The following is a 15,332-nucleotide window of genomic DNA, read 5'->3' as shown; positions in this document are numbered from 1 at the left end:
CGATAGGTCGTTCTGTTGTACTAGGATTGCCATCATTTAATGAATTGAAAGCCCCTGCTTGTCCTAAAACAACGATGGTCAAAGTGATGATCAATAAACTCATTTTTTTCATTAGAATTCCCCCAGTCAATGATAGGATGTTTCATGCGATCAGCTTCCTTTAAAAAGAGATAGGCTTGATGAATGGCTCCCAGCTCTTCAAAGTGTTTTGCAGCTAATGCACTTAATTCACAGACTCCTTCAGCATCTTTTAATTTTTTAAGAATGCTGATTTCATCGAAACAGGCTTGAGCTTTTTGAGCCATATCTTCAGTGAAATATAGATGGTAAAGCAAATTCATTTTTGCTGTATAGATGGGGCATTTCTCTGATTCATGTTTTTGGTTCACCAATTCGAAGTAATAGAGAGCTTGTGTCCTTTCATCGATAGAAAGCAGCTCTTTCATTAACATGTACATGGAGTGATGAAAGTAACACGAAGAGAGATAGTCTTCATCACTAAGAGCCTTTTCTAGGGCATCAATACATTTTTTTGATTCGCCAGCTTCGGCGTACAAAATGCTGATATTATGATAAAGCTGTGATGTTAGAAAATGATCGTTGAGCCTGTCTGCGATGTGTAATGCTTTTTTGTAGTAGTCTTCTGCTCTTATAAAGTCACCAATGTCCATATAATTAGCAGCGGCGATGACAAAGGCTGCAGCTAGTCTTCTCTCATATCCTTCATGACTTTTGAAAATATCAATAGCATTCTGAATATAGTGTAGAGAAATCAGGCTTTGACGAAGCAGCATATATAAGTTAGCGATTTTCGTATGAAATTCTGCTACTTCTATTTCATCAGGAATGTGTTGTAGTTTTTTCTCGGCAATTTTAAACAGTCCAATGGCTGATGCATAGTCTCTTTTATATGAAGCGTAAAGGGCTTTGTATAGGTAAAAGTAGTATTCAATTAAGTCGTTTGTTTTAGAGGGGCAATCTGGCTCTGGCTGTTCCTTCAGTTTTGTACCTCTCCGTTCATATAACATGAGCTTATACTTGCCTTCTAGCAATGAGTAATAGGTCAAGACTTCCTGATTTTCTTCCATTTTTTGAATTAATTCTTTTAATTCTGTATACATTGCTTTTGCACTGTGTACATCATGCTTGCGAATTGCAATTCTCCAATCATTTAAACGATTCCCCACCTGTTCAGCAGAAATGATAGCCATGGAAATTTCACCTCTTTAAGATCCTTTCACCTGTTTCATAAAAAACGATATCACAATTTTTGGTAAAATATAATCGTTTCGGTGAGGTGATTGACAAGAGGTAATAAAAAGGACCTAAGGTCATGTGATATACGATATTGTAATGGTGATTGCTTGTTAGCACAAATGAATAAAATCTCTTTTTGGAAATCTAAAAAAGGGATATATACAATGGACTTTATGATAATGAACGAAAATATCGCTCGTATATTTGGAATAAAGAAGTTTTAGCTATTTCAGAGGGAAAATGGAAGGTCGATCTAGGAAAGAAAATCATGTATGATGTTGCTAGATCATGAGATAAGAAACTGGTAGATGACGACAAAAGTAAGTATTAAACACAAACTCCGACCTTTTAGAAAGGATGTTGAAATGAAAAAAAGATTTCAAAGCTTAAACAGCCAAATCAAAGTCATTATCACGACTCTTTTACTTGTTGTAGTGACTCTATATATGTCAAAGAGATACTTTTATGGCAAAGAAATTGGGCTGCTGACAGAATCTTGTCAACAAGCTGGCGGCAAAATCATCTTAGAAACAAATAGTTTGTCTATGGATTACTCGTTTGAGTGCCAAAAAAAGTAGAACAGGCAGTTTCCTGCCTGTTTGTACTCAAATTAAAAACCTAAATCTTGCAGCCATTGATTTAATCTCATTTCTCGTTTCTCGGCAGTTGAAAGGTCATATCTTCCTAATTGTAAACTGTCTGCAATTTCTCCGTCATTCATAAACATGATTTTTTCAGAATGAAGAGCCACCTTGGGGTCATGTGTGACAAGCAGCAGTGTTGCTCCTTCAGCGTGTACTCTTGAAAAAATATTCATCACATCCTTCGTTGTACTGGAATTAAGAGCACCTGTTGGTTCATCAGCAAAAAGTATGTCTGGTTCATTCATGAGCGCTCGGCAGATAGCGGCTCTTTGAAGTTGTCCTCCCGATACTTCTGTCAAATATCTATTTGCCAAATGATCAATATCAAGTTTTTCCATTAAATATTGAGCGCGTTCATTCAATTCTTGTCTTGGCTTTTTCTTTGCTAAATAAGCTGCAGCAATAATGTTGTCAAATAGATTAAGATTTTTTAATAAATGGCTGTGCTGAAAGACAAACCCCATCTCTGTTAAGCGCAGAGCAGTTAACTGTTTGTCTGTCATTTCTGATAGTGATTGGCCTTTATATTTGATCTCTCCTGTTGAAGCTTTTTCTATGCCGCTAAGCTGATAAAGTAAGGATGTTTTCCCGCATCCAGAAGGTCCCATAATGGTCACGAATTCCCCACGCTTTATCGATAAATGAATATTCTTAAGAATCGTTTGTTTCTGTCCTTTTAATGAATCGATATGCAATGACAATCGCTTCGTTTCAATCAAGTGTTCCATGTGAAACATCTCCTTATAAAAGTGTTTGCCTTGTCGTTGGACTGGAAAAAAACGTCTTCAATAACCAGGTGGTTAAAGCTAAATTGACAATAACTAGTGTAACGGGGTACACAACTGACACCCATTGCGGTGACAGCCACTGAAGGCTCGACGCCCCTAATGATGCTCCACCTATACTCATCAAAGCAGGACCAATGGTATTGACTGCGATTGTTCCAATAAGGGCGCCAAAAGAGAGAACAACGATAAAACTCGTTATATATTGTGCTGTTATATCTGTTATAGAAAATCCAATTGTTCTTAGCATGTGGTTTCGGCTCGAATCTTTTGCCTTTAACATGTGCAGAAACATGAATAGCATTAAGCTGGCGGTTCCAAAGGCAGCTAATGCAGCAAAAAATGCAATGACTTTTACAATAGCTGCTGTGCTGCCGATCGTTTGATGAACGTATTCTTTCATATCTGTCACTTTTGCAGGAGATACCTTTTTTTCAAATATTGTCTTTTTCTCTGCAATATTTACTCCTGGCTTTAGTTGGATTTGAATGGTTTGCCAAAGAGCTGTTTGAGGAAATGGCTGTGATATTGCTTTTGCTGTTTTGCCCCCATTGGTTACGTCCTGATAAATACCTGTTACCGTTCTTTGGATTTCATGCCCATTATTCACGAGTGTGATTCTTTCTCCTATCTTTTTCTGAAGTGAATCTGCATTTAATACGGATAAGGCAATTTCTTCATTCTTTAAAGGCTGCCGCCCTTTTAAATAGGTGAGAGGAAATGCTGAGAGCTCACCTGTTTCTAAGTAGAGCGTTTCTAATGTGTTCTCCTTTGATTTCACCTGAAGAGAAGTAGTTTTATAGATGGCTGCTGTTTGTATGCTCTGATCTTGACGAATCATTGATTCTAGTTCGTTTGTATTTTTCGCTAGATGATTTCCTTGGCGTATATCCATTCGAAGGTCACTTTTACCAGAGCCAAGGTATGTGATGAAATCCGGTGATTGTAAGGTATGCCATAGCTGAATAGGCATGAGCATTAAAAATGTACAGAGTGCAATAATACAAGAAATCGTTGTGTACAACTTCTTTCTTGATATCAGATCTTTTAAACCCAGCCAAATATTGATTGGTATGAACCTGCTTTTCTTGAGGTGCATAGGTATTTTTTTCTTATGATTCGGTGAATTAATAACGCCTTGAAGTGCTTGAGCAGCTGATATTTGACCAAACTTTCTTAGGACAGCATAGCTGCAAGAGATGACGATTATTGCCGTGGCAATAGAAACAAAAAGCGGGATTAACCAATGAGCAAAAGAAGGCTGATTCCCCATGTAACGGTGAATATTGGTTGTAAACATATCACCAAATATAAGCGTTAACACATATCCCGCTATACACCCTGCACAAGCAAGCGCGGCATACTTACCAACGTATAATTGCTTGATTCTTGTTAAAGGGATCCCAAGCACCTTCAGTATGCCAATTTCACGTTCATCCTCTTCTATTGAAGCCGTCATAGCAAGATGGAGTGAGAGAAGGGCTATACTGATGAGCAGCAGGCAAACAAGCAGGAGAATGGCAATGACCATTCCATCTGTCAATGCATTCAGCATACGCAGTAAAGGTAGTGTGACAGATGGACCTTGTTGTGGCAGTTGTGATGATTGATAGATTGCTTGAAAGGTATCTGTCTGAGCGGCATCATGTAGTAAAAATTCGATTAAGTACTCTTTGTGATGAAACACTTGATTTATTGCATCCCAATCCTCGTTATGAAGAAGAAATCTTTTTGAACTGACAAGACTGGGGTTCATTTGTGCATCTCGCAAGAACGCTTTGATGCGAAAGGGGAATTGATTAGCTCCTTTCTCAATCAGTAATGTTTCACCTATATTGAGCTGATACTTTTGTTGAAAATAAATTGGGACAGCCACTTCACCTTTATTGACAGTGAGCTTTTCGTTTTGTTCATTTAGAAGAAAATCAAAGTTGCGATTTTGCTTCACAAATAAATGATCCATCACACCTGCTTTGGCAGGCTCATGTCCGAACCTGATGTTTGCATGTTCAATTGGTATCATTGGGACGATTTGATGGGCTTTTACTATGGATTGCTTGTTTGAAAATGCTTCAATGTCTTTTTCATTTAGGTCGCCGTCATGCATTTGGACAAAGTCTGGCGCTTTGGCAGAATGGAGCAGGTTAGAAATGGAACCATTCAGCTGTACGATCATTTGAGCTGCACTTGCTGCGAGAAATGAAGTCATCATGATGCAAATGGTTAAGCCGATTGAAATGAGACGGTGTCGGGTTAAGTCTTTCTTTATAAACGCTAATCTCATGAGGCTGCTTCTCCTTCATGCTGAAGCATATTTTTTGTTAAGCAGGCTAGTGCAAACATGAAAGTACTGACGATGAGCACCGTCACATACATGGTGGCTGAAAACGTATTGAACAAAAATCCATACATCATTTGGCCAAGCGGAGCAGCACATTGAGAAACCATTGTCAGATTGGCCATCACTTTTCCTAATTGATGATTTGGTGTTTTCTTTTGAACATGTGAAATCACAACGATTGAGATCATAGTTAGCAGCATAGCAATTGGAAGACATCCTGCTAAAAAGAGAAAATAAGCTGGATAAGTACCAAATTGAAGAGCTGTTTTGGATGTTGAGAGCGCCACAGGCAGCAAGATGACTGCGATGACAAGAAGCCAGCGATATAAAGTAGGAATGCGCCAATGCTTCGCTACAAGTCCAACTAGCAGAGCCCCTGCGATGACAGCGAACTCAATCAAGCCCATGCCTATTCCATACATGATGTCACTGCTCTTCATTGTGACCCTTAAAATGATTGGACCCCCAACAATAAAAAATGGTGTAAGGATGAAATTTAACATTGCAGCAAGCAGCATGGCTCTTTTTAAAAATGGCTGGCTGCCAATATAAGAAAATCCTTGTTTCATATCTTTTATGAGCACCTTGCTCATGGACTCTGTCAGCGGACTAGGGGAGAAGGAAATGTTTAACCGTAAAAGCATGCAGGCTGATAGAAAAAATACGATAGCACTCGCACCGATGATGGATTGGCTTCCAATCATTCCGTATAAAACTCCTCCGATAATAGGTGCGAGAACACCTGAAAGTGCCTGAACGCCATTGACAATGCCGTTTGCTTGTTCTAATTGCTCTTGTTTCACTAGCTGTGGAATGCTGGACATGACAGCGGGAGCATAGAACGTACTCATCACGCCAAGCAGTATCATGACAGCTCCGATCATATAGAGTGAATCATTTCCCGAAAATAACCAAAAATAAAAGGCAAGAATCATCACGCCGGTGAGGACATCAAATAAAATCATTAAGTTCCTTCTGTTAAACCGATCAGCGATTGCACCAGCTAACGGGGAGAGAAGGAGCGGGATATTGGATAAAGCGAAAAGTAAGGCATATAAATCAACTCGATGCGTCATATCCAATACGTGTAAAGATAGAACAAACCGAATGAGAGAAGATCCGAAAACGGAAATAATCTGCCCGAGAACGAGGTAGATAAAGTGGGATGACCCTCTTTTGGATAACAAAGACATGAATATCACTCTCCCTTTAGACCGACCGTCAGTCTATAATGTATGCAGGATTGGTATTGAAGTGACCAATCACTGATTATTTTCATCCAGCTCTCCAGATAATCGCTTCAGCAGGAATGAAAAGCTCCCCTTTTCTGCATGCAATGAGGATTCGAGTATATCAATAAAAGCTAAAGCGCGTTGTATACTTTCTTCGGCTGTCCATTGAAAAAGGCCTTCATCAAATATGACCTGTGCAGAAGCAAGAAGAAATTCAACCGTCTCTTGCGGATACTTCGTTTTGAATGTCCCTTCCTCTACACCTTGCTGAATGACACCTGCCAACACTGGTGATAGTTCTTTAATGGCTTTGATTAAGCTTTTTTGATGCATTTCTGCATTAGAAGGCTGATGGAACTGATCGATCATGCCCTGTTTATGGCTTCCTTGCTGAGGTGATTGCGCCATGATGATACGAAATAGTTTGTCAACGACTGGAAGGTCTGGCTCAGCTGCAATACGCTTTGCTACGATGATATCTTCTTTGATGATCCTGTCAATAATGGCATCCATTACTTCTTCTTTGGATGCAAAGTAGTAATAAAAGGTGCCTTTTGCAATGCCAACGGCTTTTAATATGTCAATAATCGTTGTCTTCTGATAGCCTTTGGTTGAAAAAAGCGCTTCGGCTGCGTTTAATATGTCATTTTTACGTTCCTCAGGATGTTTAACGGTTCTCATAAAGCCATCCTTTCTTTTAACTAGACTGTCGGTCGGTTCTTGATTTGATTAAACACTTTTCAGGGTGTCTTTGTCAATGGCTGGTTTTTAAACACTTTGCATTTATTGTTCAAAGACACTATGATACATTGAATGAAAAAAACCTTCAGGGGAGATGACAAATGCAATTTTTGACCAGTGAATTGGCTCAAGAAATGGTTGAACGTACGATGCATATTTTACATAAAAACATCAATGTGATGAATGCAGATGGTGTGATTATTGGTTCTGGTGAACGAAACAGGATTGGCCAGAAACATGATGGTGCACGACTTGTGCTGACAAGCGGGAACAGTGTGGAAATTGACCAGGAGACCTCTTTGCGCTTAGAAGGGGTGAAACCCGGAATTAACTTGTCTATCTGCTTCCATGAACAAGTGATTGGTGTGATTGGGATTACTGGTGAACCAGAGGAAATTCGGCACCATGCCGAGCTGGTGAAGATGGCGGCTGAACTGGTGTTAGAGCAATCTTTTCTGCTTGAGCGGGTTCAATGGCGTCATCGAATAGAGAGTGAAATTGTCAATCAGTTGATTTCATATTCTGATGTTGGGGATCATCAGCTGAAAAATCGAGCTGCTTGGCTGGGGATGGATTTAGACAAGCGGAGAATGGCTATTGTTTTTCAGCCCGTTCCATCCTCAGAGGATGCTGTTCATAAATTGATGCATGCGATTCAATATGATAAAAAGGCGGATGATTTACTTGGCATGACCTTTTGTCATGAATTGATTCTTTTAAGTCAGCCCATACCTGAACATCGAGTAAAGCAGGTGGCAGGTCATCTGCAAAAAACAATGCAAAGAGCAGTAGGAGGCCAAGTGTTAGTGGGAATAGGGACTGTCGCTGAAGACATCAGCCAGCTGCCAATTTCTTTTCAGCATGCGAGAGAAGCCCTGAGGTTAGGGAAGGCTCTTGATCCGGAAGAAAGTATGTATTTCTTTGAATCGTATCAGCTGGAAAGCTTATTCATGATGAGGGGAATTGCTGAAAAGAACAGTCGATGGACTGACTTTTACAAGCCTTTGACACAAGAAGCAGAGCTCGCCCATACATTAAGGGTTTACATTGAAGAGGGCGGTGATTTGCAAAGAATTGTTGATCGTTTATTTATTCATCGGAATACATTGCGTTATCGTTTAGACAAAATTCAAGGATTGACCGGAAAAGATCCTCGTCATGTAAAACAGTTAATCGAGCTTTATATGGCGCAGCTAATGACTCAACTACCTTGATTGTGCAAATGCACAATTCGGTAGAGTGGTCAGTTAAAAAAGTTCATCCAGATTCACAACACAATCCTTTAGGGTAAACGCTTACAATTGGAGAAAGATATTTTTAGGGGGACTTGAGAATGGGTGGAGATGTGACGGTAAGTACTCTGGGAGCCATGGCGGCGCTTGTGATCGCGATTGTTCTCATTCTAAAAAAAGTATCACCTGCTTATGGCATGCTGGCTGGGGCATTCATAGGCGGATTGGTTGGCGGGGTAGACATTGTTCAGACCGTCAACGTTATGATGGAAGGTGCTAAGGACATGATTCCGGCTGTCCTTAGAATTATGGCCGCAGGTGTACTGGCTGGTGTTCTCATTGAATCAGGTGCAGCGTTATCTATCGCTGAGGCCATCGTGAGAAGGCTTGGTGAGGCGAGGGCACTATTAGCACTCGCTCTTGCAACGATGATTTTAACAACAGTGGGCGTTTTTGTAGATGTTGCGGTTATCACAGTAGCGCCCATCGCACTTGCCATTGCCAAACGCGCAAAGCTCTCAAAAACGGGAATTCTCCTTGCTATGATTGGAGGCGGGAAGGCAGGGAATATCATGTCACCGAATCCGAATGCCATTGCCGCTTCAGACGCTTTTGGTGTACCTCTGACTTCAATGATGGCTGCAGGAATCATTCCAGCTGTGTTCGGGTTGGCTGTTACATATGTATTAGCTAAAAAGCTTGCAAACAAAGGGACACCCGTTCTTGAAGAGGAAACTGGGCAAAGTAAAGTTCAAATACCTTCTTTTTTTCAAGCACTGGCTGGTCCGCTGGTGACCATTTTATTGTTGGCTTTAAGGCCGCTTTTTCAAATCAATATAGACCCAATGATCGCTTTACCGATTGGAGGGATTGTAGGTGCTCTTTTCATGAAAAAAGGGAAATTTCTCAATGATTATGCGATGTCGGGGCTTCATAAAATGTCAGGTGTAGCGATCATGTTATTAGGGACAGGTACATTAGCAGGAATCGTATCGAATTCTTCCTTAAAAGATGTGTTTATTCAGGTACTTGATGCATCGGGTTTACCTCCATATTTACTTGCGCCGGCTTCAGGGATATTTATGTCAGCCGCGACCGCTTCGACAACAGCAGGAACGGCGGTAGCGAGTGGTGTGTTTAGCGGAACACTGATTGGGCTTGGTGTATCTGCTCTCTCAGGGGCAGCCATGATTCATGCTGGCGCAACAGTGCTTGACCATATGCCGCACGGGAGCTTTTTCCATGCAACAGCAGGAAGTGTTCAAATGGATATTAAAGAGCGTTTGAAGCTCATGCCTTTTGAATCGTTAATCGGTTTGACGTTAACCGTTGTATCGACCATTATTTTTGGCGTTCTCCAGCTGTTTGGATGAGGACATGTTAAGAAAAGAGGGGCTTTAAGATGAAAATTGTGATCGCACCAGATTCATTTAAAGAAAGTTTATCTGCTTATGAGACAGCATGTGCCATTGAACGAGGATTTCATTCTATTTTGCCAAACGCAGAGTATATCAAACTGCCGATGGCAGATGGAGGAGAGGGGACCGTTCAATCTTTGGTTGATGCGACTGGCGGACACATTGTTCATCAAGTGGTCACGGGCCCGCTTGGTGAACCTGTGAATGCCTTTTTTGGCATGTTAGGAGACGGTCAGACTGCTGTCATAGAGATGGCTGCAGCCTCTGGTTTACATCTTGTACCGCGAGAAAAACGTAATCCATTATGGACCACATCAAGAGGAACTGGTGAATTAATACTTGCAGCTCTGGATAAAGGAGCGAAGCACGTGATCATTGGGCTTGGCGGAAGTGCAACAAATGATGGCGGCGTTGGAATGATGCAAGGATTAGGTGCAGATTTCCTTGATAAAACAGGACATTCCCTGACGTCAGGCGGCGGGGCACTTCATCAATTAGCTTCAATTGATTTATCTGGACTCGATCCAAGACTGCAATCCGTCCGGCTGGAGGCGGCTTGTGATGTGGATAATCCTTTAACAGGTGAGAGAGGAGCGTCTGCTGTTTTCGGCCCTCAAAAGGGAGCAGATGAAGAAATGGTTCAAGTGTTAGACAAGAACCTGGCTCATTTTGCACAAGTAGCTGAAAAACAGTTCAATGTATCCTTTGGAGATGCAGCAGGGGCAGGAGCGGCAGGAGGACTTGGTGCGAGTTTATTAGGCTTTTTACAAGCCGATTTACAAAGAGGAATCGATATTGTGCTGAAGGCTGTTCATTTTGATGATGTCATCAAGGAGGCAGACCTTGTTATTACGGGAGAAGGCCGAATTGACCGGCAGACCATTTATGGAAAAACCCCAATCGGCGTAGCCAAAGCAGCAAAGCAGTATAATCTGCCTGTGATTGGTATTGCAGGCTCTCTTGCAAACGACAGTGCAGTCGTACACGATCATGGAATTGATGCACTGTTTAGCATTGTTCCAGGTATTACCTCTCTTTCTGAGGCGATACAAGATGCGGATATTCATGTAGAAAGAACAGCTCGGAATATCGCGGCTGTGTTAGAAATTGGAATAAAAAAGTAAATGATGAAAAATGTTTCCTTTTCTATCACAATCCTTTCTATCGAAATGTGGTAAAATTGTTATAAATGATGTAGAAAGTTGGAGGAAACAAAAATGTCTAATCTACCAAATTGTCCTTCGTGCAGCTCACCTTATACTTACGAGGACGGCAGTCTGCTGGTTTGTCCTGAGTGTGCGCATGAATGGTCACTTGAACAAGAACAAGCGGCAGAGGAACAGCTTGTGGTCAAAGATGCGAATGGGAATCTGTTAAGTGATGGGGACACGGTCTCTGTCATTAAAGACCTAAAAGTAAAAGGTTCTTCATCCGTTTTGAAAATAGGAACGAAGGTCAAAGGCATTCGTTTAGTTGAAGGCGACCATAACATTGATTGTAAAATTCCTAGCTTCGGCGCAATGAAATTAAAATCAGAGTTTGTGAAAAAGATATAATGTATGAAAAGAGGCTGTAAGAGGGTCTCTTTTCTTTATTTATAGGTGAAAGGAATAATCTCAAACAAAATTCCATACATATATACCTGTTGAAAAAGGTTCATTTTTTAAAAAATCAAGCCTCTTTTCACATAAAAATCCGCAGTTTTCTTAACTCTACCTTAAAAAAGGCAGATGATTCGCTAAATTTTGGCTAATCCCCTTCACAACTTTTGGGCATTGCTGTACCATATGGAAGTGTTCTTCTATTTTTGACGGATCATGGTGTTTATCAGGAAATAGAATGATAGATGATACTTAGACAAAGAAGGAGAGGTAACGTGACGAACGTTTTAGAACTGCATAATGTATCTAGACATATTAGCGGGAAAAAGATTGTTCAAGACTTGAGCTTTTCTGTCCAAGCGGGCGAAGTCTTTGGCTTCTTAGGACCAAATGGTGCAGGGAAAACAACAACCATTCGTATGATGGTCGGTCTTTCTCCCATTACATCTGGTGACATTCTGATTAATGGTCATAGTATTCAAACATCCTATCAGCATGCCATCCAACATGTCGGTGCGATTATTGAAAATCCAGAAATGTATAATCATTTAACGGCAAGACAAAATCTTGTTCACTTTGCCCGAATGAATGGGAAAGTGGATGAAGCGCGAATTGATGAGCTGTTAGAGCTAGTCAGCTTACAGCATGTGAAACATAAGCGTGTGCGTACATTTTCATTAGGAATGAAACAGCGATTGGGCATTGCGCAGGCACTCATACATAGACCGAAACTGCTAATCTTAGATGAGCCGACCAATGGACTTGATCCTGAGGGGATTCGAATGATACGAGATTACTTGAGAAGGCTTGCGAAGGAAGAAGGGCTGGCTGTAATTGTTTCAAGTCACCTCATGTCAGAGATGGAATTGATGTGTGATCGCTTTGCAATTATCCAAACCGGAAAGCTGATTGCGATTGAGGATCAGCGTGCTGAGACGAAGCAGGATGATTTGGTTAATTATCGAATGAAGGTAGCAGCCGGGGAGCTTGAAGGAGCACAGAAGCTCATTGATGCATTTGAGGAAGGCGTCACTGTAAGAGAAGAGGAGCAGTACTTATTTTTCTCTATGCCAGAACAAAAAATGCCAGAATTAATCCGTCATTTGAGCAGCGCGTCTATTCATTTGTACGAGATCAAAATTGAAAAACAAACCTTAGAAGATAAGTTCTTAAGCTTAACAGGTAAAAAGGAGGCAGACGTATGATTCGCCTCATTCAAAACGAGTGGATGAAAATCAGTTATCGTGTTGGAACTTGGATTATGGTTGGGCTTCTTGTGTTAGGTATGGTTGCCACGCTGATCTTTGTAGTGAAAACAAATGACAAAGATCATGCTTCAGGTGATTGGAAAACCCAGCTAGAAATGATGAATAAGGAAAACAAGAAGGAGCTCAAAGAGACAGAGAATGGTTTCTTTAAAAGAGAGCTTGAAAAAGAGATCGCTATTAATGATTATCGAATCAAGCATAACTTGCCGCCGGCTGATCAGTTTAGCCACAGTGTATGGGATTATGTGAAAACAAACGCCAATTTACTTCAACTAGTCGGTGTGTTTGTGATCATTATTGCTTCCACCATTGTGTCGGCTGAATACAAGCATGGTACAATTAAATTATTATTGATTCGTCCACCATCAAGGCTAAAGATCCTAATATCTAAATATATTACGGTGCAGCTGTATGCTCTTTTACTTGTTGTGGTGCTATTTATTTTGTCATTCATATTGGGAGCTATTTTCTTTGGACTTAACACTGATTATGTGAATTTGGTGTATCAAAATGGTGAAGTGATTGAACGTTCGCAGTTTGCAAATATGGTCTATTATTATCTTGCTCATTGTGCGATGTTTGTCGTTTTGGGAACCCTTTCGTTCGCCATTTCTACAGTGTTTAGAAGTGAAGCTATCTCCATTGCCATTAGTGTGTTAGCGTATATTGTGGGTGGATCAGTCACAGGTATTTTAATGCTCTTCTTTGATTGGTCAAAATATCTGTTATTTGCAAACGATCCATCCCAATACTTTATGGAACAGGTTACTCTTATCGAAGGTATGTCTCTAGGATTCTCACTAACCGTCCTAGTCATCTATTGGGCTATTTTCTTAGCTATTGCCTTAATCGTCTTCCAAAAACGAGAAGTAAAAACAGGTTAATTTAATTTTTTAGGAGGTTTACACATGATTAAACGTAAAGGTGAAAAAATTATGGGGATTATTAGTATTGTCCTCAATGCCATTGGTGTCGGGTTTGGGGCATTAATCCTTTCTGTGGGTCCATCATTTTATGATGAAATCAATGAAGTGTTAAAAGAGGAAGGGGAAACATTGCCGATTGAAACGCTTCAGGCTTCGGTTCATGCGTTTGGTACTCAGTTCATGGTCGTTTCCGCCATTGCGGCTGTGCTGTCGATTGTAGGTGTGATTTTCTTGAAAACCGACCGTCGTGCCGTGCTTTCAGGTATTCTTTTCTTGGTTTCTGCTGTGACTCTTTTAATTGGAACAGTTGGCCTTGCATTCGCTCCAATGGTTCTATTGTTTATCATTGGATTAATGTCTCTTATTAGAAAGCCGAATGCAGACATTCACACAAGTGAATATCCTTCATAATGAAAAAAGACATGCGTCGCTGTGCGCATGTCTTTTTTATTTAAATAATGCCTATCAGTTTGGCAGCGATCAATAAAACAATACTGAATCCCCACATCCAGAAGAAAGAGTAGCGGATGTGTTTCCCCATATCGACTCCTGCAAGACCGATCGCAAGCCAAACGGCTGGAGCGAGAGGACTGACAAAGGTTCCTATGATGTTTCCGATCATCATGGCATACGCCGCAGAAGTGCCCGTCACGCCGACCTCAGATGTGATTGATTCGACAATTGGCAGAAGTGCATAATAATAAGCATCTGTACTTGTCAGCATATCCAGTGGTACCCCAAACAGCCCGACAATGATATGTAAAAATGGAAGCAGGAAAGCTGGTAGAATCTGAATGCTGTCCACAGCAATGGCTTTTAGCATTCCCGTTCCTTCGAGAATTCCTAGAAATGAACCTGCGGAGAAAATAACAGCGGCCATCATGAGTGCACTAGGTGCATGCGCCTTGATTCTCTCCATTTGTACATCCACTTTCGGATAGTTAATTAATAGTGCAAGAGAAAGACCAATCATAAACATATAACTAGCCGGAATCACGTTGAGCACAAGAAGGACAACTACGGCTATAAACAGAATGAAATTCACCCAAATTAAGTGATAACGTTTTAAAGCGGCATCACCTGTCTCGCTAATGGATTGAATAGCCCGGTCCCAATCTGCACCTTCTAATTGAACAGCAGCGATTTCATTTGCGGCGATTTTCACCCGAATGCGTTTTTCTTCCCTTTTTCCTAAAATAAATGCCATTCCTAATACGAGAACGACCCCAATGAGCTGAATGGGAATGAGCGGCACCCATAGTTCAGATGGGTCCATATTCAACACACTTGCTGCCCGCCCTGTGGGGCCTGCCCACGGCACCATATTCGTTAAGCCAGCACTTGTCCCGATCAATAACAGCAATAAGTACGGACTCATATGTAATTTTTTATAAAGTGGAAGCAGTGCAGGTACAGTTAATAAAAATGTAGTCGCTCCTGCTCCGTCTAAATGAGCGATGACTCCTATTAGAGCTGTCCCCATTGCCACTGTGACCACATTTCCCTTTGTCAGTTTAATCAGCGTTTTTATTACAGGTTCAAAGAACCCTGTATCTTGTAAAATGCCAAAAAATAAAATGGCGAAGATGAACATGGTCGCCACTGGCAGTACTTTGATAATCCCTTCTTCAAAGAATGATTGAATGTCATTAATCCCAAATCCTGCGATGAATGCCCCGATTAAAGGCACCATGACCATGGCAACAATTGGACTTGCTTTCCCCCAAATCAGCAATACAACAATCGTTAAAATAATCAACAATCCAACAAACGTTAACATAAGTCCCTCCCCCTACAATAAACCGTTTACATTTTCTTGCTCTTTTTATCACAATGCAGTCCCATATCTGCATTGAAAAAAAGGGTATCAAAAATATGAGTATTAGG

General features: G+C 40.9%; 14 protein-coding genes. 8 read left to right on the top strand and 6 right to left on the bottom strand.

The features are described from left to right. Positions 1–32 precede the first annotated feature (32 nt). Positions 33–1,211, bottom strand: coding sequence for a Rap family tetratricopeptide repeat protein (locus NSS76_RS18775; RefSeq protein ID WP_024423977.1), 1,179 nt, complete (start codon positions 1,209–1,211; stop codon positions 33–35). Between the two features lie 411 nt (positions 1,212–1,622). Here NSS76_RS18775 and NSS76_RS18770 point away from each other — a divergent pair, with 411 nt between their 5' ends. Beyond that, positions 1,623–1,835, top strand: coding sequence for a hypothetical protein (locus tag NSS76_RS18770; protein ID WP_122632038.1), 213 nt, complete (start codon positions 1,623–1,625; stop codon positions 1,833–1,835). A 32-nt stretch (positions 1,836–1,867) separates the two neighbouring features. Here the strand turns inward: NSS76_RS18770 and NSS76_RS18765 are convergent, their stop codons facing one another. The 4 genes from NSS76_RS18765 to NSS76_RS18750 form a co-directional block, all read right to left on the bottom strand. Next, positions 1,868–2,629 (bottom strand): ABC transporter ATP-binding protein, encoded by a 762-nt coding sequence (locus NSS76_RS18765; protein WP_024423976.1) that lies wholly within the window; start codon positions 2,627–2,629, stop codon positions 1,868–1,870. 13 nt (positions 2,630–2,642) lie between these two features. Then, on the bottom strand, positions 2,643–4,970 hold the full coding sequence (locus tag NSS76_RS18760; protein ID WP_122632009.1) for an FtsX-like permease family protein: 2,328 nt from the start codon (positions 4,968–4,970) through the stop codon (positions 2,643–2,645). Then, on the bottom strand, positions 4,967–6,220 hold the full coding sequence (locus NSS76_RS18755) for an MFS transporter (protein ID WP_024423974.1): 1,254 nt from the start codon (positions 6,218–6,220) through the stop codon (positions 4,967–4,969). The genes NSS76_RS18760 and NSS76_RS18755 overlap by 4 nt, the downstream gene beginning before the upstream one ends. Positions 6,221–6,289: 69 nt before the next feature. Further along, positions 6,290–6,940, bottom strand: a complete 651-nt coding sequence (locus NSS76_RS18750) for a TetR/AcrR family transcriptional regulator (protein WP_024423973.1) — start codon at positions 6,938–6,940, stop codon at positions 6,290–6,292. 161 nt (positions 6,941–7,101) lie between these two features. Here NSS76_RS18750 and NSS76_RS18745 point away from each other — a divergent pair, with 161 nt between their 5' ends. The 7 genes from NSS76_RS18745 to NSS76_RS18715 all read left to right on the top strand — a co-directional run bounded on the left by NSS76_RS18745 (position 7,102) and on the right by NSS76_RS18715 (position 13,856). Continuing rightward, positions 7,102–8,214 carry a CdaR family transcriptional regulator gene (locus tag NSS76_RS18745; protein WP_024423972.1) on the top strand — a complete coding sequence of 371 codons (1,113 nt, stop codon included), beginning with the start codon at positions 7,102–7,104 and terminating at the stop codon, positions 8,212–8,214. Between the two features lie 119 nt (positions 8,215–8,333). Next, entirely contained in the window at positions 8,334–9,605 is a 1,272-nt protein-coding gene (locus tag NSS76_RS18740; RefSeq protein ID WP_024423971.1) for a GntP family permease, read from the top strand. Between the two features lie 29 nt (positions 9,606–9,634). Next, positions 9,635–10,774 (top strand): glycerate kinase, encoded by a 1,140-nt coding sequence (locus NSS76_RS18735; protein ID WP_024423970.1) that lies wholly within the window; start codon positions 9,635–9,637, stop codon positions 10,772–10,774. A gap of 93 nt (positions 10,775–10,867) precedes the next feature. Then, positions 10,868–11,206: a zinc ribbon domain-containing protein YjdM gene (locus tag NSS76_RS18730; RefSeq protein WP_024423969.1), complete on the top strand. Its 339-nt coding sequence runs from the start codon at positions 10,868–10,870 to the stop codon at positions 11,204–11,206. A 320-nt stretch (positions 11,207–11,526) separates the two neighbouring features. Then, positions 11,527–12,456 carry an ABC transporter ATP-binding protein gene (locus tag NSS76_RS18725; protein WP_024423968.1) on the top strand — a complete coding sequence of 310 codons (930 nt, stop codon included), beginning with the start codon at positions 11,527–11,529 and terminating at the stop codon, positions 12,454–12,456. After that, positions 12,453–13,403: an ABC transporter permease gene (locus NSS76_RS18720; protein ID WP_024423967.1), complete on the top strand. Its 951-nt coding sequence runs from the start codon at positions 12,453–12,455 to the stop codon at positions 13,401–13,403. Before NSS76_RS18725 ends, NSS76_RS18720 begins: the two co-directional genes overlap by 4 nt. Before the next feature lie 24 nt (positions 13,404–13,427). Then, on the top strand, positions 13,428–13,856 hold the full coding sequence (locus NSS76_RS18715; RefSeq protein ID WP_024423966.1) for a DUF4064 domain-containing protein: 429 nt from the start codon (positions 13,428–13,430) through the stop codon (positions 13,854–13,856). 40 nt (positions 13,857–13,896) lie between these two features. Here the strand turns inward: NSS76_RS18715 and NSS76_RS18710 are convergent, their stop codons facing one another. Next, complete coding sequence (locus NSS76_RS18710; RefSeq protein ID WP_044334880.1) at positions 13,897–15,225, bottom strand: CitMHS family transporter; 1,329 nt, start codon at positions 15,223–15,225, stop codon at positions 13,897–13,899. Between the last annotated feature and the right edge of the window lie 107 nt (positions 15,226–15,332).

The organism is Bacillus sp. FSL R5-0654 (genome assembly GCF_038008745.1).
GTDB lineage: Bacteria > Bacillota > Bacilli > Bacillales > Bacillaceae > Bacillus > Bacillus safensis.
The sequence above is the reverse complement of the archived record's forward strand: the minus strand, read 5'-3'. Positions and strand labels throughout refer to the sequence as shown.

Bases quoted from the DNA above. Each gene is read 5' to 3' on its own strand.
- NSS76_RS18775 (WP_024423977.1), bottom strand. From the start codon at position 1,211: ATGGCTATCATTTCTGCTGAACAGGTGGGGAATCGTTTAAATGATTGG.
- NSS76_RS18770 (WP_122632038.1), top strand. From the start codon at position 1,623: ATGAAAAAAAGATTTCAAAGCTTAAACAGCCAAATCAAAGTCATTATC.
- NSS76_RS18765 (WP_024423976.1), bottom strand. From the start codon at position 2,629: ATGGAACACTTGATTGAAACGAAGCGATTGTCATTGCATATCGATTCA.
- NSS76_RS18760 (WP_122632009.1), bottom strand. From the start codon at position 4,970: ATGAGATTAGCGTTTATAAAGAAAGACTTAACCCGACACCGTCTCATT.
- NSS76_RS18755 (WP_024423974.1), bottom strand. From the start codon at position 6,220: ATGTCTTTGTTATCCAAAAGAGGGTCATCCCACTTTATCTACCTCGTT.
- NSS76_RS18750 (WP_024423973.1), bottom strand. From the start codon at position 6,940: ATGAGAACCGTTAAACATCCTGAGGAACGTAAAAATGACATATTAAAC.
- NSS76_RS18745 (WP_024423972.1), top strand. From the start codon at position 7,102: ATGCAATTTTTGACCAGTGAATTGGCTCAAGAAATGGTTGAACGTACG.
- NSS76_RS18740 (WP_024423971.1), top strand. From the start codon at position 8,334: ATGGGTGGAGATGTGACGGTAAGTACTCTGGGAGCCATGGCGGCGCTT.
- NSS76_RS18735 (WP_024423970.1), top strand. From the start codon at position 9,635: ATGAAAATTGTGATCGCACCAGATTCATTTAAAGAAAGTTTATCTGCT.
- NSS76_RS18730 (WP_024423969.1), top strand. From the start codon at position 10,868: ATGTCTAATCTACCAAATTGTCCTTCGTGCAGCTCACCTTATACTTAC.
- NSS76_RS18720 (WP_024423967.1), top strand. From the start codon at position 12,453: ATGATTCGCCTCATTCAAAACGAGTGGATGAAAATCAGTTATCGTGTT.
- NSS76_RS18715 (WP_024423966.1), top strand. From the start codon at position 13,428: ATGATTAAACGTAAAGGTGAAAAAATTATGGGGATTATTAGTATTGTC.
- NSS76_RS18710 (WP_044334880.1), bottom strand. From the start codon at position 15,225: ATGTTAACGTTTGTTGGATTGTTGATTATTTTAACGATTGTTGTATTG.